Genomic DNA, 24,453 nt, shown 5'->3' with positions numbered 1-24,453 from the left:
CCCTCCATTTATTTGATCAACGTTATTGATCCTTTGATTGCTTTGGAGCTTTTGGCATCCCATATTTTATAGTAATAGATACCGATGGGTAATGTTTGGCTATTGTATTTTCCATCCCATATCAGGCTATCACCTTTGCCTTTGAAAACCACTATACCATACCTGTTATAAATGGTAATTCTGGCATCAGGGTTGTCATCAAGACCTCGCACCACCCATGTGTCGTTTACCCCATCCCCATTCGGACTAAAAGCATTGGCAACAATTGCCTTGGATAAATCAAGTTCTGAGCAGCCGGGAACGACTACATAAGTCATGCTTGCCGAGCAGCCCGCTGCATCTTCAATTCTTAAAACATATTGACCTACCTCTGTTACATCAAATGTATTGCTTGTGGTCCGCTGACCGTTCCAGATGTATACCGGATAACCAGCAGGGGCAGTAAGGATTAGCAACTCATGCCTTTCTATACAAATTTTAAGATTGGTGGTTGACTCTTTAAATATTTGAGGAGCAATGATTACAATTTCTGTATTGCTGACTTCATTACAACCAGCCCTGGATACAGTTACAGAATAGTTTCCTGCTTTTTTAACTTCTATTTCCCTTGTCGTTTCACCGCTACTCCATTTGTAGGTTACGCCACTTATATCTGGTGCGGTTAGTTTTACAGATTCGCCATAGCAGAGGGATTGGGTGCTGCTCCTGACAATAGCGACAGTTGGAATACTTTCCATAAAAACTTCTACTTCCTTGGAGAATGCATAACGGTCGCCGCACATATATGCCGTAGCTCTGTATTTCCCAGCTTCAGTAGCTATATAATTTGAATTATATGCATCAGTAATGTTCACTCCGTCTTTTTGCCATTGAACGGCATATATCGGATCAGTAAAAAGTTTTACCGAACCACCAGGACAAGTATACAGGCTACCAACGGCGCCAATAGAAACTGTATAATCTGGAGTTTTACGAATGAAACAGATATTTGATTTAGATTCAGAACCTTCGCACAACGTAATAACATGACACCTCCATTCTCCCGCTGGCACGTCTACAGAAGTCTTGTTTTGCAAGGCATCTACAAATACTCCCCTGTCGCTCCACCTGATCATATACTTGCTCAGATCCACATACTTAAGACTCATTTTGATATTAACAGTTTCATTTCCACAAAAATTCCAAACAGGTGCGCTACCATCACCACCCATTGGAAGTGGAAGATAGTTGAGCTGAAGTCCAACGTCAATACCTTGACTAGTTGAGATCTTAATTTGTCTAATGCCATTTTCTGTCGCCGCCCAAATGGTCAGCTGGCATATCTTAACAGATTCGTCCGTTATCTCATCCCCAGGCCTGTAAACTTGTACAGCGAAGCTACTAACCTTTTCTTGAATGCCCTCTACAGGCACAAAGTTCTGCGTTTCCGAGCCGACTAATCCCGTTCCCTGGCTATAGTAAAGTCCCTTATCTGTCGCAGCATAGATAACCCGATAATCTAAAATACCCTTAAAAAGCTCCAGTTCTTCCAAATCGTTGACTACAAAACCTGGTAAAAAACGGGCTATCGGAGCATCACAAGTACCCAGAACTTTTAAAAATAAACCGTCGTCTGTACCCCAATATTTTAATCGGTCACTAATACTTGCGCCGTAGGATACGTTCTCGAATAGTGTACAATTCACCTTAGCAGAGTATGGAGGATCTTCGGGCAAAATAGTAGGCGCAAAAGCTGGATCATGATAAGAATGCTTTGCATTTGGATAACAGGTAGCTGCGGTTGCATCATCGTATTGAAAATCTAAGCGCTCAAAACTTGAATTGGTTATCCGCCAGTTACCCTCAGCTCCTAGTGCAGCAGGGGCACGTTCATATCTTTGGCTTGCCAAAATATCTCCTCTAAAAATGGGGTACATCCCGTTGTTTGTTGCCACCGCCAAAAAATCCCTTTTGCCATAATAGCCCTTCACTGCATCAGTTCTTTTTGCGTTTACAATGGCTATATCGTTGATTTTAGTTACACCTGCATTCAGTACTTTTATGGGTTGTGGAATGCCCAGAACAATAGCATAAATAACATCAGGAGCCCCCAGGAAATACATCTCGTTATAATTATAACCTGCCAAATCAGTTACTGTTAAGTTTTTAGCAGGTAAATAGGGGGTAAAGTCTGGATCATAAACTTTCTTATACCAAACTTTGCCCGTTGCAGATAATGCAAATACAGTAAGATCATCTGTGCAAACAATAACCTTAACCATGGCGCCAATTGGATAAGTACGCTCGACGCTGGGTGCTTGAGAGAATCCTACCCCGGGGAGCAGTAGGAACAAGAGCGTAAATAATTTAGTTAAATTCACTAAGCAATTTAATAAAATTGATGGACTATTCCATTTGGTTAATTTCTACTATTTTACCGTTACTCTTATCCCATCAGAATGTGTACTAAACTCTGGTGCGTACATGCTTTGCAAGGTGGTAATTCCATTAGAGAAGCTACCTGCATTGTTTACCCTTAATGGATATTCAAACACATAGGTTCCCTTTGGCATATAGTCAATAAAGAAATTGGTAGATGCATCCTTTGTACTTTCATAATAACCTAAGCCATCTTGATATTTGTACTGTGATATGACGTTTACCGGCTCAAAACCTGCCGACCGCATATCTTTAAGGTGCAAGTATTCCATATCTCTATCGCAATGTATTTCAATCCTCACTTTGATCAGATCGCCGGTTTTTAATACGTTGGTTGGCGTCAACCGGGTTAACACTTCTCCTGTTGCTGTTTTTACCCTTAAAAATAATTCCTTTTTAATCTGTACACCTGTGGCCGCCGGTGTAATTTTATCCAACTGTTCAAAATATTGCCAATACACTCCTCCCCATGCGATGGTTTTGTTGTTGTTTTTAACACTGATGCTTCCCATTTCTGGTTTTACCTCTTTACCGGGAATAGTAAATTTTTGATAGCCGGTACCGGCCTCCTTTTTAGGCTCATCAATTCCAAGCTGGGCAATTGTTTTGCCCCCTATAACGATCTCTGGAGCTGCCGATTCACTGAGCAGGTTGTAACCCCTCATCAGCAACGCATAGCAGGCTGCGGTTGTGGCCTTGGTGGTTTTCCATTCTGTAGTTTGCTTACGTTTCAATAACCAGATTTTCATTTCCTCTACGGATAAATCATCTGCTGCAACTTCATCAAACACTTCAATCATCAGCGCCTGGGTTTCAATATCACTTTGATACCACCACCAGCCACTTTTATTTTCAGGCCAGTACATACCTACCTCTTCACTCTGGGCGGCACGCTCTTTTAATGAATTCACAATTTTTAATGCCGCTTCATGCTTACCATTGCGCTGCAATACCAATGCAGAAAGGCCTTGCTCGTAAATGCTCATCTGCAACCAGTCCTTTTCCACGTCTTTAAGAGTAGCATTTAGCGCTTTTGAAAATTCGGCGCCATTGTTTATCTGCTTGCTATAGCTTCTGGCGTATAGATAATGCAAGGGCAGGTTGTAATTATAATTGCCATTATTCTTTTCCTTAAAGTCTTTAGAAAACTGATTGTCCAGCCAAATAATGGCCTTATTGAGCATGGTATTGTACTTAGGAAAGCTTTTCTCATCCACTAGTTTCAGGGATTTCAATTGCGCCATACCCAACACAATCTGCTGGGTAATATACCTGTTTGCAGGCATCCCGTTGAACCATGGGAAACTACCATCGGCATTTTGCATGCCTTCCAGTTTATCAAAGTTGTGTTTAAGCTCATCGGTCATCCTGTCGAGATCAAACAATACCGCCAGTCGCCTTTTCCGCTCTGCATCGTTTCCTGCATTCCTCACCCATGGGGTTTCTTCTAATAAGATTGATTTAAGCTCTGGATTTTTCTCCAGCTTGGAAACAAGTGCTTCGCTGCCGGGTTGTTTCCATTGGTCAAATACTTCCTTAATTTTTGGAGAACTGTTTATGATTCCCGTTGCGAAACTGTTAGCATAAAACCGGCTTAGGGTTTGCTCTGCGCATTCGTAGGGATATTCCATTAAATAAGGAAGCGATTGTACCGCATACCATACCGGGTTGGACGTGAACTCCAGTGTTAATGCATGGTTGCGCATGGTATTAGAACTCCCCGATTTGATCAGCTTATCCAGATTAAATATCTTTTTCTCATTGCCCCTAACATTTAGTGTCATGCTTTCTGTTACCAACATCGCATTGGTGAGTACTGGAAGGGTCATCTCCTCTCCATCTGTATATTTCCCAGATGCAGCAATTACCTTATACGTGATGGCGCTGATGCCTTTTGGAATGACAAGCGACCAACTGAGGGCCTGACTTCCGGCATTGGCTAAAGCAAATTTCTTGGTTGCTGTGGTGTTGTTTTGGAAAATATTAATGGTATTCCCGCTAACCGCATCTCTAAGTTCTATGCCCGCGTTTCCTTTTAATGTTTTTCCTGAAAGGTTATTGAGCTTGGCAGATAGCAAAATGGTATCTCCCTCCCGGAAAAACCTAGGGGCATTAGCCGAAATGGATAACTGTTTCTGGGTGATCAACTCTCTGCTAAACTTAAGCGTACTCAAGTCTTTAGTGTGGGCGAAGCCCATCATCTTAAATCGGGTTAACGATTGCGGAATGGTAAATTCTATACTGATTTCGCCGGCGGCATTGGTAAGAAGCTGGGGATAAAAAAAGGCTGTTTCACTAAAATTGGTTCGTGGAATGATATTCATCAGCTTATTGCCCAGTTTCATCTTTATTTCTTCCATCGGCATTCTGTTGTTTTGGATGTTTAGACCGGCGACTCTACCTTGCAGTAATTGCTCGACATTCCCAACAGGCACATCTTGAACTTCCTTGCCAGAAACGATATAACTGGAGCCCGTGGTAGCTTCGCGCGTGCGTTTAACATAGCCCCTTATTACAACCTCTGACAATTTATTGCCTGCATCTTTAAGGGTGACGTCCAATCTTTTAAGGGCATTTAATTTTACTGTATATGGCGTAAAACCGATGCCCTTAATGGTAATCCGATCGCCAGGTTTAGCCTTTAGGCTATATAATCCGTACTTACTGGTAGATGTTACCGCTTTACCATTTAAAAATATGGCGACATCCTGCAAGGCATATCCTGCAGTATCCGTTACCATTCCATAGTAGCTATTACCTTTTTCCAGCGCTTTAAGAATTTTGTTGCCCGCTATCACATCGCGCTTTCCTTGTTCTATAGCTATATTATCCAGGTATTTGGAAAATCCCCTATTGATTGGGCCAGTATACTCATATCCCCGGGAATCCAGATTTTGGTAGCCCCGGGTAGGAACACCCGGAAAATAAGATTTCATGGTAAGAAAGCCTAGCGAGTAGCCATAGGCCTTTTCAGATAATCTAGACGCCCATCTGTATTGATAATATGGAAAATCACCGCTATAGTACTCCCAATCCATTTGGCGAAACTTTTCCAGGGAGGCATCATAGAGTGTTGCAACCAGCTCTGCCATTTTCGCATTCCCGGCTTTGCTGTTAATCTTTAGCTTCCAGGTTTCCTTTTCTCCGGGATCCAGTTTATCTCGAAAGCTCAAAAACTTAACTTCCAATTGCTTATCCGCATCATCAATAAAAATCTGTTGTGTGGTTTCCATCAAAACACCATTCCTCACCATAGTAAACTGCACGGCATAACTACCCTGGTAGCTCGCTTTGGTATTGATAGTCAACCTAGTTTGAGTTGGTCCAACTTTTACAACACCGCTTTCCATTACTGAATCTTTATATAGTACTTCGTATTGAATGGTTGATTCCGGCAAGCCAGCCAGTCTGAACACTGCGTCCTGCTTTGGCTTTAAATAGTTGTTTTCGGCAATTACCCATTCCTCTATTTCAAGTATTGGTTCTGGCTTTTTATCGTATAAACGAACCATTTGATTGGTTTTAACTGTATCGTTAAACTCTGAAATGGCTTCCACATATACTTTATAAAAACCGGGCTTAAGCTCATTTCTGTTAATTGGAAATATAATTCCCCGGCCTTCACTAACTCCAGATTGACTAATATTAGTTGGCAGTTCCTTCCAGGTGGATTTATCTGCTTCGTTTCCATATTGGAGATATGGAAAGGCTTTAATGAAATCTGCTCTGCTGTGGGTATAATATTCTGGCATTTGAAAACCAGTATTCAAGGTAAGTCGCTCTGGTGCCTGCAGCACCACCCAGCGTACAGTAGCTTTCACTTTTACCGGTCCATTGTTGGCATTACTGGCCGATAAAACCATAGTATCAATCATTTGGTCTAACCTCATCTTAGATGGAAACCTGGAGAAGTAAACATTCAGGTCCTTTTCAGTAATTTGAAAATTCTTCGCTGCAGACCGGGTTTCTCCATTCTTATCTGTCACATCTAAACTAATATCATAACGAGTAGTGGTTTTATCCTTGCCTGCAACTGCCAGGAATTTAATGGAAAAAGCACCATCTGCACCCGTGATTGTAGTACCACCAGGAATGTCTTGACCACTACTTCTAATGGTGTATTTAATATCTGCTCCAGATACATTATAGCCAGAAAACATTTTTACTTTTCCGGTGACTGTTACAGTATCGTTGAACCTCAATCTACCTTTTAAAGGGTCAAAAAGCACCTCAAATGTTGGCCTTTTGTATTCTTCGACCTGCACCCTCGTTTCGCCAAAATCAGTTGATATTGTCATTTCTCCATTTAGTTTCCCCATAGGGATGTCAAATGAACCCTGGAATGTGCCATAATCATTAGTCGTGAAGGTTTTGGTTTGGATGTCTTCACCATTTACATCCTCAAAGGTTACCTCTATTTCTTCCCCCGGCATAATTTTACTGCTAAAGTCGCTACGCTGTACAACAAGCCCTTTAAAAAAGACCTTTTGTCCGGGACGATAGATGGGCCTGTCTTTAAAAAACATTACACTGAGCCGTCCAGGCCTATATCTCGGGTAGTTTCCAGAGAAATTTAATATTGTAGTATCCTTCCCCAATGCAACAATTGTATAACCACTTTTTTGATTAGCTGGTGAATTTGCATTCCCGTTTTGGTCAGTAATAACAATCGAATTAGGCGTAGCCAATTCACTCTTATTGTTGTAATATACCTTAGTTATTTTGACTTCCTGGAGGGGAAGACCCGTACGGCTATCCAACACCTTATATAAATCGCCATTGATTGTTGCTCTATTGGAGACAGCGAGATTAGAAACACTGAATTTAGCTGCGCTGTTAACGAGTTCTTTATTGAGCGTATCTGCAATTTGATGATTTTGGGCAATCAAGATATAATTGCCCAAAGGCAATTCATCAAAGTAATCTTCTGTAGTATGATACCTATAATCGATCTCTTTAGGTAGCTTGATTGCATAGGATTTTACAGGCGTATTTGCATTCAAAAAGGAGATATATTTATTTTTATTATCAAAATAAGCTATTTCATTTAGCGCAGAAACCTTATAAATTTTAACATAAATAGAATCTACATTTTTGTAATAGTACTGCGCCCTAATGGGTGCAGTAGGCATATTGCTAGCGTTTAAATCTATCCTTAGCGATTTTACCTTTGTATCGTTAACTAACTTTTGAGCCCGCTTAGCACCATTACTTTCAGGAAAGGCCTTGATTGCCTTTTCCAAAAACTCCATTGCTGTGGTAAGTCGTGTTTTCTCAGGGATATCACGACCAGGCACTAAATAAACAGAGGCCATTTCAACCAAAACGTCTGTGTAAATCTCCGTACCTTCTGCTTTACCCAGCAATTGTGTTAGCTTACCCAAATACTCCGCTTGATCTACATCACGGTTATGTTGCCTCTTGATCCACAACAACTCTAAATCTGCACTTGCAGCTTTATTACCATGATCCAAATGGTATTTTAGTAAGGTATTATAGATGTTCTCTACGCTTAAGGATAACGTATTATTGGGTTGCTGTTTAATTTGATAATTTGTTAAAACGGCCAGTGCACGATGCACCAATACATCATATAAGGTTGGTCTGAGATAACTAGTAGTCGTATCACCTACAAGGATGTCTGGAATATTTTTTACGCTTACTGCCTGTAATGTTGCAGTTTCAGAAACCGAAACCAGGTAAGTTTTGATGGCTTCTTGTTGTAACTTGCTTGCCGACCAAAGGGTAATGTCTCCAACTGTATCTCCCTGAACATCTGTTCGCTGGCTTATTCTATAGGCATTTTGAGTGTAATAAACCCAATAGGCTTCGCCCAAAATAGATTGTAAAATGCTCTTTTCTGGTTGCTTAGCCTGAGCAACATCTTCCCTTAATGAAGCGATGTGTTTGGTCAAATCATTTCCTTTCAGATAACTCTGAAACAACATTCTTAATGTTACCGCTTTGATAATGGCCTGGGTATTCCCGGATTTTCTGGCCCGGCTACTGATGTCATTAATAAGCACCAGGGCTGCATCATTTTTCTTTATTGTCGCAAGGGAATCGACCTTGTCAAAATCTTTACGAAATTGGTCAGAAGAACCCTTTTGTGCTTGTACAGTTGGCAAGAACACAAAAGGGCTTAAGATTAAAAATATAAATCGTAGAGCGTTTTTCATATTTGGTTGTTTTAATGTTAAGATGTAATGGCATTGCATATTCATACCCAAAATCCTGAATCTTCAGATTCCCAATAGGCAAAGCGAACTGCTGTTTCACCCTTACAAAGCACTTGAACATGGCATATCCATACCATATTGGTAAGTTAAATAATAAATTATTACTTTGTCATTTGGTACAATTCAGTTCCTGCCAGCAACAAGGCGCCAACACCGTAAACATTGGTATTATCATAACCAGCAGCACCTGGCATATCGCCCACTTTTTGAACATAGCCTAGTTTACCATCTGGATGAATAGATGATGTTAACGCAGACCATGCCTTCTCTACCACGGGAAGATATTTTTTCTTAGGCAAAAGCCCTTTCCTTATTCCCCAGGTAATTGCGTAGCAAAAGAAACCTGTTCCGCTGGTCTCTTTTTCACTAAAGGTAGTGGGGTCTAGTAAAGAGGCGTGCCAGCTTCCATCTGCCTGTTGCAAACTAGCCACTTTTTCTGCCATTTGTTTAAATTGGGTTTCATACATTTTACGGCTAGCGAAGTTCTTTGGCATGTTTTCCATTACCCTAACCAATCCGCCCATAACCCAGCCATTACCTCGCGACCAAAATACCTTATCTCCATTCTTTTCTTTCATATCGAAAAATCGACTATCGCGGTAATACAAATGGGCATCTTTATCATATAAATAGGCAGACGTTTTCCACCAGAGGGAGTCTGCTTTCTTCAGGTATTTTAAATCTTTTTTTGCAGTTGAAAGATAAGCAAGTGCAGGTGGCCCCATAAAAAGCGCATCACACCAAGCCCATTCTCTCCAATTAAGGTCTGGTGCAACTTTTAATGGTTCATTATACTGATGTTGTACAATGGTATCGGCAAGCGCTACCCATTTAGCGATCATTTTGGGATCTTTATGTTTCATGTACATTTGAGTGTACATTTGTGCAACACAGTAATCATCTGCAAAAAGCCTATGGGTGCCCATGTTCCAGTTGTTACTTTCGCCAATCCCTATTAAAAACTCATCATACTTCTTTTCAGCATCAACTTTAGTTAATGCCACCATACCTGCGTAAAGTGCGCCATTTTCCCAGTTCGTTTTAGGGATTTTTACTTTACCTTCCTTAAACTCATTGATTTGCCAGTCGGCAACCTTCTTCATATTCTTAAGAATAGAATCGGGTAGTAATTTAGCACTTTTCTGGGAAAAAGATAAGCTAGAATAGGCTACAAAAAGTAGCGTTACTAAAATTCGTTTCATAAATTTGTTTAATTCGGCATTTTAAACCTAGCAATAATTATTTTAAAAACCATCCTGATAAGGACTTAATGATCATAAATATTAATTTTGGGGGAAATGGAATTAGGAATATACACGTTTGGGGATATCGCATCAGACCCTGTTACAGGCAGCTCATTATCTGCCGCACAAAGAATCAGCGATTTGATGGAAGAGATTGTACTGGCCGATGAGGTTGGTCTTGATGTGTTTGCAGTGGGTGAACACCATAGGCCTGAATATGTAATATCATCACCTGAGGTGATCCTTGCGGCAGCAGCCGTAAAAACCAAAAACATTAAGTTATCAAGCGCAGTTACCGTATTAAGTTCTGATGATCCAGTTCGGGTGTTCCAGGGTTTTTCTACAGTAGATTTACTATCGGCCGGCCGTGCAGAGATTATGGTTGGTCGTGGTTCTTTTATAGAATCCTTTCCACTGTTTGGTTTTAACTTGCAGGACTACGATAATCTCTTTTCAGAAAAATTGGAATTACTGTTAAAACTGAATGAAGCAGAAATTGTAAGCTGGAATGGTAAACTTAGGCCCTCCTTTAAGAACCTGGGTATTTATCCAAGGCCGTATCAGGATAAGCTGCCGATTTGGATAGCCGTAGGTGGAACACAAAGTTCCATTGTGCGCGCAGCGCAACTTGGACAGCCATTGGCTATAGCTATCATCGGGGGAAACCCCGCTCATTTTGCTCCATTCGTTCAGCTTTACCGGGATGAATGGAAACAGGCTGGTCATGACCCTAACAAAATACAACTCAGCATAAATTCACACGGCTTTGTTGGCGCAACGCCAGAAGAAGCCTCTGAAGCTTTTTATCCTAGCTATGCACGAACGATGAGCAAATTAGGAATAGAACGGGGATGGCCGCCATTTACACGCTCGCAATTTGATCAGAGCACTACCCTTTCAGGGGCATTACTTGTCGGAAGTCCGCAGCAGGTGATCGATAAAATCCTCTATCAATACGAGCTTTTTGGGCATACGCGATTCCTGGCACAAATGGATGTAGGAGGCATTAAACATGCTGAATTGATGCATTCTATCGAACTTTTTGGTACTCAAGTAGCTCCTGTTGTAAGAAAACACATTTAATGCCGTTATTATAATTGTCTTGTTACAATATTTGTATCGCAAAATCTACTTCATGATCCATGCTTGCAATTATTATCCTTTAAATCAAAAAACACAAAAATGAAACTAACAAAAATGATGTTAATGCCCGCGGTAATGGGCTTATTAAGTATTTCCCTTTACTCTTGCAAAACGAAAAAACTTGCTGCAAAGCCTGCACCGGCGCCAGTAGTAAAAGAAACTCCGGCCGAAAAACCCGCTGCTGCTCCTGCTCCAGTTGAAGAAAAGGTGGTACTGGTACCGGTTGCAAAACCTGATTTTAACTTTAGCAATGTACAGTTTGAATTTAACTCGGATGTATTGAAGACTTCTTCTTACCCTACTTTAGATAAAGTAATTTCTGAGATCAAAAAAGAACCATCTGCAACATTTGTATTAAACGGCAATTCATCTGCTGAAGGATCGGCAGAAAGAAATATGTCGCTTTCGATAGACCGAGCTAATTCTGTAAAAACATATCTTGTAAATGGCGGCCTTAGCGGTGACAACTTTACAATTAAAGGCTATGGAGAGTCTAAACCAATTGCTGACAACAAAACTGAAGCAGGTAAGGTTATGAATAGAAGGGTTGAAATAAAGAGAGATTAAAATTAAGTGATCTGCTTTCGGGCTGCATAATTCCCGATGAAAAATCGGGAAAGACGCTATGCCCTCTCCCAGACACTGAATTTTCAGGGAAGCAGAACGACAATAATAAAAGGCTTGGAACTGATCTCCAAGCCTTTTATTTACCATGTATTTTAAGTGCTTATATTTTATTTACCCGTCCAGAAGAAAAATTACCTTCTCTGAAAAGGCATTAGCGTTCATCGCGGTTCTTCATCGCGGTTAATGCAGCCTTCGAAGAGAACGGTTATTTTTCCTTTTACTTCGCCTTCTCACCACTCAGCAAATCGCTAAGTTTTTGTTGCAACTCTTCTCCTCTAATGTTCTTCGCAACAATCTTACCTGTTGGATCAATTAAATAATTAGCAGGGATGGCTTGAATTCCATATTGCTTTGCAACTGCATTGTCCCAAAATTTAAGATCTGAAACATGAGTCCATGTTAAACCATCTTTCTCAATTGCTTGTAGCCATGCTTCTTTTTTACCTGGCTGATCTAAAGAAACACCCAACACTGTAAAATTTTTGTCTTTATAAGTTTTAAACGCGGCTACCACATTAGGATTCTCTGCACGACAAGGGCCGCACCACGATGCCCAGAAATCTAGTAACACGTATTTTCCTTTGAAATCAGACAGCTTGACTGGCTTATCATTCACATCATTCTGGGTAAAATCCATAGCCATCTGACCAACCTGACTCAATTTAGCTGCATTTAAGGTTTTAGCAATAGACTGACCAAGCGTTGTATTTTTAACCTCTTGTGAAAAACGATTGAACTCTGATGTAAATTTCTCGGCATCTACATCATAACCCATATAATTACGAAAAGCGACAAGTCCGATATAATTCTTAGTGTTTGCGAAAGCAAAACTACGGTTCACCTCAGTTATTTTAACACTAATCTCATCTGCCCTTGCATTAAGTCCATCCATAAACGCTTTATCCTTACGTTCTTCTGGGGTCTTACTGTTGTACTCCGAATTAAGCACATTCATTTGATCAGTATAGGGCTTCAAAGTATTTTTTAACTGCTGGCTATCCCAGTTTACCCATGATCCTTTGACCTTTGCATTCTTTACTGAATCCGAAGCAGTCAATGAAATATCGCTGTTTTCAAGATAGAGACTCAAAACATCTATAGCATTACGCTTTGCAGGATCTGCGATAGCTGCATCGTGTTTTACCCTAATAATGGCTGAAGATGGAGAGGTTACTTTTCCTGAGAAGCTAAATTCTCCATTCTTAAGTATAGCAGAATCCAATACTTGTTCTGAACCTGCTCTATAACTTAGGTAAGCCTTAGCAGGGGCATTCAAATTTGCAATTTTACCCTTAACAGTAAAGCCATGCTGTGCCATTGCAGCAACTGGCAATATGCAAATAGCCGCCAAAATTATTCTTTTCATAGTCTTTTTATAGAGTTAAATGTAGAGTGTATCATTCTTATTGAATAGCAAATATAAGATGATAACAGGCTAAAAATAAGCCTCAAATGTAAAATTATAGTAGTTTTTGATAGGTACGCCACCAAAGGTCCGGCATCTCTCCATTTACCGCAATGGTATAATCCTCATACCTGCATGGAACCAAATGATAACGCTCATTTTTAGAAACACCCACTGGATAGGGTACTTGCATCCACCATCGGTCGGACTTTTTACTTTTTACAAACAGCATCTCTCCTGTTCCATCGCTTAGACTAGCACGGTAAATTAGATATTGAGATTTAGGCATCAATGGAAAATCCTTTTTCCTGTTATAAAAGCCATCTATGAAATACCACACCATTTGTGCAAGGAGCATAGCGGTTTGCCCATTCTGGTCAAACGCCGGATTAAATTCATAAAACCCTATGGATGTTAGCTTATCACTCATCCCTGCATACCGCGCAACCCTACAGGCCTGTTCGCCATAAAAACCATTCGGACTGGCGTTTGAGTTTGCGCCAGCATCAGATGAACGGATAGAACCAATATCAAAGCTAATCATATTGGCATTCCTTATTATAGGCTCAGCCGGCGAGATGTCTTCAGTAAACTCCCCTAATCTATGTACGTCAAAAAAAAGCTTACTCATCACTTTCAAGCTTTCCTGATTCACAAAATAAGTTTGGTAACCGATATTACTAAAGTTGAATAGAAAATTAGGCTGATGCAGCAGGATCTTATTTAGATAAGTATCAGACCGTGCAGATAGCCCTTCCTGATCTTCCTCATCAAGATCAAACTTACTGTCTACCACAACAAGGTCTACTTTTTGCTCCAACGATTCGTAAGCCAGGTATTGTGGGTAGGTAAGATCTTGTCCGCCACCAAGAATTACAGGTACAATATTCAGCTTAATCAATTCAGATACGACCATTTTCAAAGCCACATAAGTATCCGAAAGCGTAGCACCTGCCGTTATATTACCTAGATCAACCAAGCGTACGGAATATGGGCCTTCATTTAAACTGTAAAACTGCTCACGGAAATAATCAGGCCCTAATGCACAACCTTCATTATTGCTTGCCGCTCGGTCCTCCAGAACCCCAAATATCGCAATATCGAAATTCTCCTCATCCAGTTCGGGAAACCTATCTGTAAAGAAAGTAGCTTTCAACCCGAGTTGACTGGTATAAAACCCTCCCTTTGGCGTATATTTTTCGGGAGATAGGGGTGAAAAAAAATCGGATAAAGACATATAGCATTTAAATGTATGGCATCAAATATCTATTTTTGGGCTCATATTTTTAAATAAACCTGCCTAAAAAATTGAAATGATATTAATTACCGGTGCCACTGGATTTTTAGGATCAGAACTAATACATCAGCTAGCTACCTCGGGTGTGCCCATAAGGGCTTTAAAACGAAAGGAATCCCAAATACCTGAGCTGATAAAAGAAAACAAATTTATTGACTGGGTAGAGGTAGATATTCTTGATTTTGCAGCGCTTGAAGAAGCCTTTGAGGGCATTAAAAGCGTGTACCATTGCGCAGCCATGGTATCATTTAACCCTAAAGATAAGTCGCAATTACTCAAAATTAATATTGAAGGTACCAGCAACATTGTAAATCTATGTGTGGATAACAATGTAAGATTATTGCATGTAAGCTCTGTAGCAGCCCTGGGAATTGCTGGTAAAGGTGGACTAATCACAGAAAAAGACTTTTGGGAATATGATGCTAAAGCTCACAGCTATGCCATCTCTAAGTATGAAGGAGAAATGGAGGTTTGGAGAGGAATAGCAGAGGGGCTAGATGCCGTAATCGTTAACCCATCAGTAATAATCGGAGCAAGAGCAGGATTTAAAGGTAGTGGTGCCATTTTCAAACTGGTAAAAGACGGCCTCTCTTATTATACTCAAGGCGCAACAGGAATAGTTGACGTACATGATGTTGCCAATAGCATGATCGCACTGATGAATAGCAAGATTAGTAATGAGCGCTTCACCATCTCAGCAGAAAACTATCATTATCAACAATTTTTTAGCGAAATTGCACAGGGCTTTAATGTAAAGGCACCTAATAAAGAAGCTAAGCCCTGGATGTTGGGGGTTGCATGGCGAGCCGCAAAATTTGCTGCTTTGTTTACCAGAAAACCCGCAGCCTTAACCAGTGATGCGGCAAGAAGCAGTCTAAACGAGAGCCTTTACTGCAATGAAAAGATTATAAATACCATCGGAATAAAATTCAAACCACTTAAGCAAAGCATTCAGGAAGTTTGCAACAGCTTAAAGTCACTATAAAAAATGAAGCAAAAAAACTACTACATCATTGACTTTGACAGTACCTTTACTCAAGTTGAAGCGCTAGACGAACTTGCCCGTATCTCTTTAAAAAAACATCCTGATAAGGAGGCCATTTTTCAAAAGATAGAAGACTATACCAATCTTGCTATGGAGGGTAAACTCTCCTTTGGAGAAAGCCTGGCCCAAAGGGTAAAACTTTTGGAGGCCAACGAAGACCATTTAAAACAACTGATTACACGTCTTAAAAAGAAAGTCTCTGCTTCTTTTTCCCGCAATGCTGCATTTTTCAGGGACCATGCTGATGAAGTTCTGATTGTTTCAGGTGGATTCAAAGAATTTATTACCCCGGTTGTTAGCCAGTATCACATCAAAAAAGAGAATATTTATGCCAATACCTTCGTAACCACAGGTGATGGTAAAATCATAGATTATGACCATACTAATCCATTAAGCGAAGAGGGCGGTAAGGTAAAACTGGTTAGCCAGATGAACCTGGAAGGGAACTTATACGGTATCGGCGATGGGTATTCTGATTTTCAGTTAAGGGAGAGTGGGCTCATTAAAAAATTCTATGCTTTTACGGAAAATATATCAAGAGAGAGCATAGTGGAAAAAGCCGACCATGTTACCCCTAGCTTCGACGAATTTCTGTATGTAAATAATCTGCCAAGGGCGATATCATATCCCAAGAATAGGATCCTATGCCTGATCATTGGTGAAGCTCCTGCCGAAAGCGTCGAAATGCTTAAGAAGGATGGATTTTCCATCCGCCAGAAAACCTCTTTTGAAGAAAAATATGTTGCCGATGTACACATGATGCTTTTAGGTGAGGGAGAGAAATTGGATGCTGAACAGCTGGCTCGTGCAGTAAAGCTTAAAACAGTAGGTTATCTTGGAAACATAAAGACAAAAATTGACCTTGCAGCATGCACTGAAAAAGGAATTGTTGTATTTGACGACCTTAAGAATAACCCCAGAAATGCTAATTTCATTCCAAAGCGGATGATAGATTTCATGAATACAGGAACTACGCATTTGAGCAATAACTTTCCTAATCTGCAGCTACCAAGAATAGACAAGTCCCATCGTTTGATACATATTCATAAAAACGTTCCTGGCATTATGGCACAGGTAAACACTGTATTTGCCAGTCACAACATCAATATAGTAGGGCAGTTTCTTATGACCAATTCCAGTATAGGTTATGTAATAACAGATATTAATGCACAGTATGACGATCAGTTATTTAAATCACTAAAAAAAATAGAACACACCATAAAATTCAGGGTATTGTATTAACTAGTTTTTGATTACAAATCTGCTTACTCCTCTCCTACATAGATAATTTTCCGTAATTTTGCATTAAAGCACTACTATAATGAACGATATATTGGATATTTCAATAACCAAAGCTGCTGAAAGCAGGTTAACAGTAACTGATTTTTCTCAATTGCCTTTTGGAAAGGTGTTTTCTGATCACATGTTTATTGCAGAATATGACAATGGCGAATGGGGAAACCTTCAAATCTTACCATACGGGCCAATTCCAATGTCTCCTGCCATTTCTGCATTGCATTACGGACAGGCCATATTTGAAGGCATGAAAGCCTACCGTCAGGAAAGCGGAAAGATCAGTGTATTTAGAGGTGATAAGAATTTTGAGCGCTTCAATAAATCTGCAGCACGTATGTCTATGCCTTCAATAACAAAAGATATTTTCATGCAAGGTATTGCAGCGCTGATAGAGATTGATGAGCGATGGGTTCCCGCTCAGGATGGATACTCTTTATATATTCGTCCGGTAATGTTTGCTACCGATCCTTACCTGGGTGTTAGACCATCAGAAAAATATATTTTTGCTTTGCTTACTACCCCTACTGGGCCTTATTACAGCAAAGCCTTAAAAATTAAGATAGAAACTGAATTTACACGTGCCGATGAAGGTGGCGTTGGTTTTGCCAAAACCGCTGGTAATTATGCACGTTCTTTATACCCTTTTGCAGAAGCTCAAAAAGAAGGCTTTGATCAATTGATCTGGACTGACGCTGTATCACATGAATACATTGAAGAAGCAGGTACTGCAAACCTAATCTTTGTAATTAACGGAAAATTGGTAACCCCCTCTGTAAGAAGCACAGTACTAGACGGTGTGACAAGGGATACCATCATAAAGATTGCAAAGATGCAAGGTATAACAGTAGAAGAAAGACGTGTTAGTGTTAAAGAGATATTGGATGGTATTGAAAATGGTAGTGTTACTGATGCTTTCGCAGCCGGTACTGCAGCAACAGTAACTCCAATTGGAGAAATTGGTTACCAGGGAAAAATATATACTTTAACTGATCCATCAACCAGAACAATATCGTCTGGAATAGCAAAAACATTAAACGATATTCGTTATGGATTAATTCCGGACGAGTTTGGTTGGAACTGGATTCTTTAATAAAACCCTCTATATACGCTGTGCGCAGAGTCTTCCTAATTTGTTTAACCATGTCGCTTTCTTTAAATGCTCAGGTTCAGGCCCAGCTAAAAAAGCTTACTGCTGATCAGATATTTAAGGGGCAGCCGTCTCTAACAAAACCAATCAACAGCATTACGGGCTGGGCAGATGACCGCCGCTATACAGAAGTTGATGCCATGGATAAACAACTATACGCCGTTGATATAAAAACAGGCACCAGATCATCCTATACTCCACCACCAAAAAGCAATGTAAAGGTTTTCAGTAAAGACGATGATTTATATATACAGTATGGAACAGACGAGCCAAAACAGTTAACAGATATTGGGGGCCTAGAAAGAAACCCTACACTTTCTCCGGATGGCAAATATGTAGCCTTTACCCGCAACAGCGACCTATACGCAGTCGAAATTTCTTCTTTAAAGGAAATCAGATACACTGCAGATGCTACTGATGTGATCTACAATGGTTATTCTTCTTGGGTGTACTATGAAGAGATTCTCGGCAGATCCACCAATTACAAAGCCTTCTGGTGGTCTCCCGATAGCAAACACCTTGCATTTATGCGTTTTGATGACACCAAAGTGCCTATGTTTCCAATTGTGGGCGCAACGGGGCAGCATGGTTATACAGAGAAAACAAGATATCCTAAAGCCGGCGATCCTAATCCCGCTGTTAAGGTTGGCTTTGTAAAAACCACAGGCGGCGATGTGACCTGGGCAGATTTTAATGAGAAAGATGATCAATATTTCGGCACGCCTTACTGGAGTTTTGATGGTAGTAATTTAATGGTGCAATGGATGAACCGTGGACAGAACAACTTGAAATTCTATGCTGTTAATCCTAAAACTGGCTCTAAAATAGAGATATACGATGAGAAGCAACCCTCTTGGGTAGACCTTGATTTTGCCGGGCGAATTGAATACCTGAAAGACAATAGACACTATATCCTTAAAAGTGACAAAACTGGCTGGGCTCACTTTTACCTATATACCTTGAATGGTAAACTCATCAATCCAATTACCAGTGGTAAATGGCAGGTTAGTAATCTGGTACACGTAGATGAAAAAAATAAAGTAATTTACTTCACTGCAAGAAAAGAGACCTCAACAACTACTGATTTCTATAGTGTAAGCTACAATGGTGATCACCTGAAACGCTTAACTTTTGGTAATTATACCCATCAAATTCAGATGTCTCCTAATGGATCAAGTTTTATTACCACTTACTCCAACGTATCTACGCCTACAAAAAGAACACTTTTAACCAGTAAGGGCAAAATAATTAAAGAACTGGGCGACAGTAAAGCTGATGATTTTTCAAGCTATGATTTTGGTAAAACAGAAATGATTACCATTCCTACGGATGATGGCTATAATCTTCCCGCGGTTATTACTTATCCGACTGATTTTGACCAAACGAAACAACACCCGGTAGTGATGAGTATTTACGGCGGCCCAAACGCTGGTACCGTAACCAACACATGGAAGGGAACAGACAACCAATGGTGGAGCAAAGAAGGTATCATACAAATTTCGGTAGACCACCGGGCATCTGGCCAATTTGGAAAAGAGGGGGTAGCATTAATGCACAGAAACCTTGGAAAATGGGAGATGAAAGACTACACAACCGCAGCAAGGTGGTTAAAGGCCAAGCCCTGGGTTAACAATAAAAAGCTATTGATAACAGGCCATAGCTATGGCGGCTACATGACTTGTCTTGCCCTAACTATGGGTGCTGATGATTTCGACTATGGTTATGCAGGAGCACCGGTAACCAGCTGGGAGCTTTACGATACCAATTATGCCGAGCGCTTTATGGATACGCCACAGGAAAACCCTAAGGGTTATAAAAACGCTTCTGTCTTAACCTATGTAGATAAATACAAAGGGTTGCTCAGAATTATGCATGGCGAAATGGATGATAATGTACATGTTCAGAATACCATCCAATTGATAGATAAACTTCAAAATGCAAATAAGCATTTTGAACTGATGATTTACCCAGGCAGCAGGCACGGATTTGGGACTGCTAAAGCTCCTCATGATAAAGCGGAAAGAATTAGATTCTACTATCAAAACCTACTCAATAAACCAGTCCCGGAAGAACTTTTAAATTAAGCCATGAAAATAACCGCTATTTTGGCCATTGGCCTTACTTTATCTTTAAATTCATTTGCCCAGTCCACCAATTCAAAGCAAAAGAAAACACTGATCTGGAGCGAAGAGTTCAATTACAAAGGTCTGCCAGACTCTTCAAAATGGGGTTACGAGACGGGGTTTGTTAGAAATTCTGAGAAACAATATTACACCAAAGAACGGCTTGAAAACGCTGAAGTCAAAGATGGCAAATTGGTGATCACTTCCCTTAAAGAAAATTATAAGAATGCAGCGTATACCTCAGCAAGCATTAATACCTTGGGCAAAAAGGGATTCGAAGGTAACATCAGAGTGGAGATTAAGGCAAAGCTTCCGTTTGGAAAGGGCATTTGGCCTGCCCTTTGGATGATGGGATCAAACGTTAACCAGGTTGGATGGCCAAAATGTGTGGAGTTTGACATTATGGAATTTGTAGGTCACATACCAAGTACCATTCATGCCAACCTACATTGGTGGGACAATTCATCGGCACAATCCAATAAACACTCTTCCAAAGGAAATAAGATCCAACTGGAAGATATCCATAAAAAATACCACGTTTACGGCCTGGAAAGAAAGGGAGATTCTATTAAAATATTTGTTGATGATCAGTTCTATTTTAGCATGAAAGCGCCTGAGACCGCTTATGCAAATTCATTTACCGGCCCTCTATATTTATTGATCAATACCGCAGTGGGCGGAGAATGGGGCGGACCAATAGACGATAGTATTTTTCCACAAAAGTATTATGTAGATTATGTAAGGGTCTTCCGTCTGGACTAAGAACACTAGTGCCGCTTTGCTGCTCTTGCTCTCCGTTTTGCACGCTCCAGCTTGCGCTTTTCTCTATCTATCTTAATCTGTTCAAAGCGCTGTACCTGTACGGTTATTTCCTTTTCTTTTTGTGGTGTTAGCCCCACACTATATTTTATACCTGAAAAAAGCGTTCGCCAGATAAAGCTGAAGAAAGATGCAGTGTCTGGCCGCTGATAATAAACTGGTGCCTCCACCATCACACCCTTTCTACCAGGATTATCTGAATTAATTACCATTGCATTGGCCAATAGAGAGATCCATCCCTGTCTTACCAGTTTATTATCTTTTTCCTCCCGCTTCATCAGCGCAACAGAAAGGTCATTATAAGCAAACTTTAAGGTTCCCTTGGCGGTCTGATCGTTGGCCTTAATATCAAAATCCAGCCGCTTAACTTTACCCCGTTTAATTTCTACCATGCCAAGCGGCTTCGTTACATTATTTAATGCCCTACCATCCATCGCACCCAAAGTGCCCTGGTAAGAAAACTGTCCATTGCTTTCCAGTAAATCAAATCTAAAATTAACATCCAACTTACCCTTACCCATCATATAGGTAGTCATGTTGGCAAATAGGTAAGGATTCTTCTGCTTAATCTTGTCAACATTACTAATGTTGCTGATACTACCTGATGTTTTCTCAAAAGTAATTCTACCCTTTTGTTTACTATCCCTATCGTATTCCGCATAACTGATATTAACATCCTTCAGCGTTAGAATCTTTACAGTCAACGGCGCCCGCACCTGCTGAAGCAGCTGATGAGGATATTTGCCGTTTTTTATCTTAATGTTTGCAGGTAAAGAATTATTATTAAATACATCAATGGTACCATTGCTAATATTCATCTGCGTTGCATAAAGCTCCTGTTTTCTAATATATAACGGAAAATTAATGCCATCAAGGTCAATATTACTCATCTCAATATGATAGCGCTCTTTTGAATTTCCTGCCACTTTCGCAAAATTCATCTCATCATACCTGGGAATTACACTAAAGCTATTGATGTTGAGCTTTCCTTTTGATGAACTGAAATTTAAACGATTCAGACTAATGTGATAAAGGCTATCTGGTGTCGCATATTTATAGTCATTCAAATTGATAATGATATCCTGCAAAGCATATAAACGGGTGGGGTCTTTATCAGAGTCTTTATCAATTACCCAGTTTTTTAAGGTAATATTTAGATTATCTATCGAATCTACCTCCTTCACTCCCGGACTGTTGTGTATGTACTTAAATCTAATATTTTTAAATTCAATCGCATCGATCTTCAATCCCTTCAAGTACTTAGAAATATAATCGTAAGGAGATTTCTGTAAATAGGAAGGACTATTTTCATTGAAATCAAACTGCTGGTTTACCATAACTACATCCGGATTCTCAAATAGCAAACGTTCAATATTTAATTTTCTATACTTGAACAGTCTTTTAGGATTAAAATTATTGATGGATAACTTCTTCAATTCTATTGAATAGATGTTATTCGGTGCCTTTTTAAGACGAATTAGTTTTTTAAAGATATTGGTATCAGGAATAAGCTTTACATCCTTCAATGTTGCCCTTTGTGTAAGCAAATTTAAGGAAAGATTAGAAAACTCAATTGTATAGAGACTGTCCGTAGCATTTATAATCAGGCTCTTCAGTTCATGTTGAACAACAGGCCTAAGTTTATTACTGAAATAGAGGGACATAAAAAACACGAATATCAAAATAAGGGATATAATCCCCAGCACCCATCTCAACGTACTGTATTTATTTCGGATTTTTTTCTGCATAAGCAAACAAAGCAATACAATATACGGCTTTACATTGCTAAAACACTAGTTTCCTGCTTTCTTTTCTTTCTCCTCTTTTTTCTTTTCTTTCGCTTTTTTCCGCTCTTCCCTTTTCTTTTCCCGGTTGGCCTTACGTTCCTCTTTCTTGTCTTCTACCTTTTTCATGGCCTGTTCAGGAGTTTTTACAGGAACTATACCCAATCCTACATTTTCACGCATCCCAATAAAGACACTTTTCCAAAGTAAGTTAAAGAATGAAGCAGCTGGCGTCCTTTTAAAAGTAACATGAGCTATCCTTGGCGCGTCTCCCTTTTTAGGATTATCGTCCTTAATCAGGAAGCTATTGGCAATGAACGACAATAAGCCCTTTTCTTTTGGCTTTTCCCCGTTCTCCCCTTCTTTCAGCAATTTAATTTTTAGGTTGGTATAGTAAAACCCAACAGTAGAAGTGGAGCCATATTGATTGGCCTTAACATTAAATTCGGTCTTCTGCATTTGTCCACTGGCAATTTCAACCAGACCCATATTCTTTGCAACCGGATTAAGCACCATCATATCCATCGGACCAACCTTCCCACTATAGCTAAACGCTGCATCTTTAGCTGTCAGGTTAAAATCCATCTTTACATCTATCCTGCTCGTTTTCATAACGAGTGCATGAAGATTGGCAACCGCATGGTTATTCTTGGTCAGCTGCAGAGAATCGTTGGTTAAATTATAAATGTTCCCAGCAAAATCCTTAAAATAGATGGTGCCTCTCTTCTGACTTATTGGATTGTATTCAGTATAAGCAATGTCCAGTCCGCGTAATTTTAATGTGTCCAATATTGCAGGTATCGGCAATCTCTTTAAAGCAATATGGGGGAAATTTCGGACCTTATCCAAACCAGGGGGCGCAGGCAATTCCCTGTTTACAAAAATATTTACTTTGGCAGGGCCAACTAATAAGGCGGCTGCGTGCAAGCTTCCTTCACTGTTTAATCTTTTAAAATCTACACCGGAAAAGTTAAGGTGATCAAATTTTAAATCATATCGGTCTTTCCCGTAGGTATACTTCCTGCTAAATTCCAGGTCTGGATACATCGGTATCATTTGTAAACCAACCACTTTTATATTTTTTCCTGTAGCAGAACCGCTGATGGTATCCACTTTAATGGTATACATCTTGTCTTTGCCTAATGAGCGGTATCCGGTTAACAGAAAATTTATATCCTTGGTGTAATAGAAGCGCGTGGTATCAGATGCAGACAAAGAATCGATCAGCAAGTCATTCACATTAATACTCAAATGCTTTATACTGTTTAGCGGTCTTGAGGTGGCCCCGTTAATATAATCCAAATCGGCGTCAACAATTTTAATTGCCTTCACATGTATCGACTTTAAAGTACCTGAAATGAGTTGGTATAAGCTCTTCTCCTCTTTAACTGTGTCTGGTTTTTTAGGTATATTATAGTGGACAATATTGATGGATGGCTGATCAAGAACTATCGCATTTAGTTCCACTATTTTTTTAAAATAGGCTTTTAAAATACTTACCCTACTAATCTTTAGATGAGCCAGTTTAACCTGGTATAGATTAGGCGATGCCACTTTTGCTTCCCTTAACTTCCTAAAAACTACCGTATCTGGCAGGATAGATACACTATCAAGCGTAGCGCTACCTGTAAAAATATTGATGTGAATGTCATCAAAATTCAAACTATACAACCCTCCTGAAGCGTCGTGTACTCCCTTTTTCAATTTCTCAGTAAGCAAAGGCTTCCACTTGGCGTTAAGGTATATTGATGCAATACCCAGAATGAGTAATAGCGCAGCAACAATACCACCTATCCACTTAATTACTTTATACTTACCTTTTTTCGGCTGATCCATAAAATGTGTATAGGAAATTCATACACAATA

At 39.9% G+C, this 24,453-nt stretch carries 14 protein-coding genes; 7 read left to right on the top strand and 7 right to left on the bottom strand.

Annotation, left to right across the window (positions count from 1 at the left end; all coding sequences use genetic code 11):
* Nucleotides 1-8 precede the first annotated feature (8 nt).
* The 3 genes from ACVWYN_RS03315 to ACVWYN_RS03305 all read right to left on the bottom strand — a co-directional run bounded on the left by ACVWYN_RS03315 (nt 9) and on the right by ACVWYN_RS03305 (nt 9,859).
* The gene (locus ACVWYN_RS03315; RefSeq protein ID WP_457287399.1) at nt 9-2,360 is read right to left on the bottom strand and encodes a gliding motility-associated C-terminal domain-containing protein; all 2,352 of its coding nucleotides are present in this window, start codon (nt 2,358-2,360) and stop codon (nt 9-11) included.
* 48 nt (nt 2,361-2,408) lie between these two features.
* Nucleotides 2,409-8,597, bottom strand: a complete 6,189-nt coding sequence (locus tag ACVWYN_RS03310; RefSeq protein ID WP_457287398.1) for an alpha-2-macroglobulin family protein — start codon at nt 8,595-8,597, stop codon at nt 2,409-2,411.
* Between the two features lie 161 nt (nt 8,598-8,758).
* Nucleotides 8,759-9,859, bottom strand: coding sequence for a glycoside hydrolase family 88/105 protein (locus ACVWYN_RS03305; protein ID WP_457287397.1), 1,101 nt, complete (start codon nt 9,857-9,859; stop codon nt 8,759-8,761).
* A 96-nt stretch (nt 9,860-9,955) separates the two neighbouring features.
* Here ACVWYN_RS03305 and ACVWYN_RS03300 point away from each other — a divergent pair, with 96 nt between their 5' ends.
* Together ACVWYN_RS03300 and ACVWYN_RS03295 are read left to right on the top strand one after the other, a co-directional pair.
* Nucleotides 9,956-10,984 (top strand): LLM class flavin-dependent oxidoreductase, encoded by a 1,029-nt coding sequence (locus ACVWYN_RS03300; RefSeq protein ID WP_457287396.1) that lies wholly within the window; start codon nt 9,956-9,958, stop codon nt 10,982-10,984.
* A gap of 99 nt (nt 10,985-11,083) precedes the next feature.
* Nucleotides 11,084-11,611, top strand: a complete 528-nt coding sequence (locus tag ACVWYN_RS03295; RefSeq protein ID WP_457287395.1) for an OmpA family protein — start codon at nt 11,084-11,086, stop codon at nt 11,609-11,611.
* A 277-nt stretch (nt 11,612-11,888) separates the two neighbouring features.
* Here the strand turns inward: ACVWYN_RS03295 and ACVWYN_RS03290 are convergent, their stop codons facing one another.
* Nucleotides 11,889-13,037, bottom strand: a complete 1,149-nt coding sequence (locus ACVWYN_RS03290; RefSeq protein WP_457287394.1) for a redoxin domain-containing protein — start codon at nt 13,035-13,037, stop codon at nt 11,889-11,891.
* Nucleotides 13,038-13,131: 94 nt separating this feature from the next.
* Entirely contained in the window at nt 13,132-14,313 is a 1,182-nt protein-coding gene (locus tag ACVWYN_RS03285) for a formimidoylglutamase (RefSeq protein ID WP_457287393.1), read from the bottom strand.
* A gap of 76 nt (nt 14,314-14,389) precedes the next feature.
* Here ACVWYN_RS03285 and ACVWYN_RS03280 point away from each other — a divergent pair, with 76 nt between their 5' ends.
* The 5 genes from ACVWYN_RS03280 to ACVWYN_RS03260 all read left to right on the top strand — a co-directional run bounded on the left by ACVWYN_RS03280 (nt 14,390) and on the right by ACVWYN_RS03260 (nt 20,746).
* Entirely contained in the window at nt 14,390-15,358 is a 969-nt protein-coding gene (locus ACVWYN_RS03280) for an NAD-dependent epimerase/dehydratase family protein (RefSeq protein WP_457287392.1), read from the top strand.
* Nucleotides 15,359-15,361: 3 nt separating this feature from the next.
* Nucleotides 15,362-16,660 (top strand): HAD-IB family phosphatase, encoded by a 1,299-nt coding sequence (locus ACVWYN_RS03275; RefSeq protein WP_457287391.1) that lies wholly within the window; start codon nt 15,362-15,364, stop codon nt 16,658-16,660.
* A gap of 79 nt (nt 16,661-16,739) precedes the next feature.
* Nucleotides 16,740-17,804: a branched-chain amino acid aminotransferase gene (locus ACVWYN_RS03270; protein WP_457287390.1), complete on the top strand. Its 1,065-nt coding sequence runs from the start codon at nt 16,740-16,742 to the stop codon at nt 17,802-17,804.
* 50 nt (nt 17,805-17,854) lie between these two features.
* Nucleotides 17,855-19,945: a DPP IV N-terminal domain-containing protein gene (locus ACVWYN_RS03265; RefSeq protein ID WP_457287389.1), complete on the top strand. Its 2,091-nt coding sequence runs from the start codon at nt 17,855-17,857 to the stop codon at nt 19,943-19,945.
* Nucleotides 19,946-19,948: 3 nt separating this feature from the next.
* The gene (locus tag ACVWYN_RS03260; RefSeq protein WP_457287388.1) at nt 19,949-20,746 is read left to right on the top strand and encodes a glycoside hydrolase family 16 protein; all 798 of its coding nucleotides are present in this window, start codon (nt 19,949-19,951) and stop codon (nt 20,744-20,746) included.
* 5 nt (nt 20,747-20,751) lie between these two features.
* Here the strand turns inward: ACVWYN_RS03260 and ACVWYN_RS03255 are convergent, their stop codons facing one another.
* Together ACVWYN_RS03255 and ACVWYN_RS03250 are read right to left on the bottom strand one after the other, a co-directional pair.
* Nucleotides 20,752-22,551, bottom strand: a complete 1,800-nt coding sequence (locus tag ACVWYN_RS03255) for a hypothetical protein (protein ID WP_457287387.1) — start codon at nt 22,549-22,551, stop codon at nt 20,752-20,754.
* Between the two features lie 45 nt (nt 22,552-22,596).
* Nucleotides 22,597-24,423, bottom strand: coding sequence for a hypothetical protein (locus ACVWYN_RS03250; RefSeq protein WP_457287386.1), 1,827 nt, complete (start codon nt 24,421-24,423; stop codon nt 22,597-22,599).
* Nucleotides 24,424-24,453: the final 30 nt, after the last annotated feature.

This window comes from Pedobacter sp. UYP24, from assembly GCF_054057295.1.
This window is presented reverse-complemented; position numbering and strand designations above follow the sequence as displayed.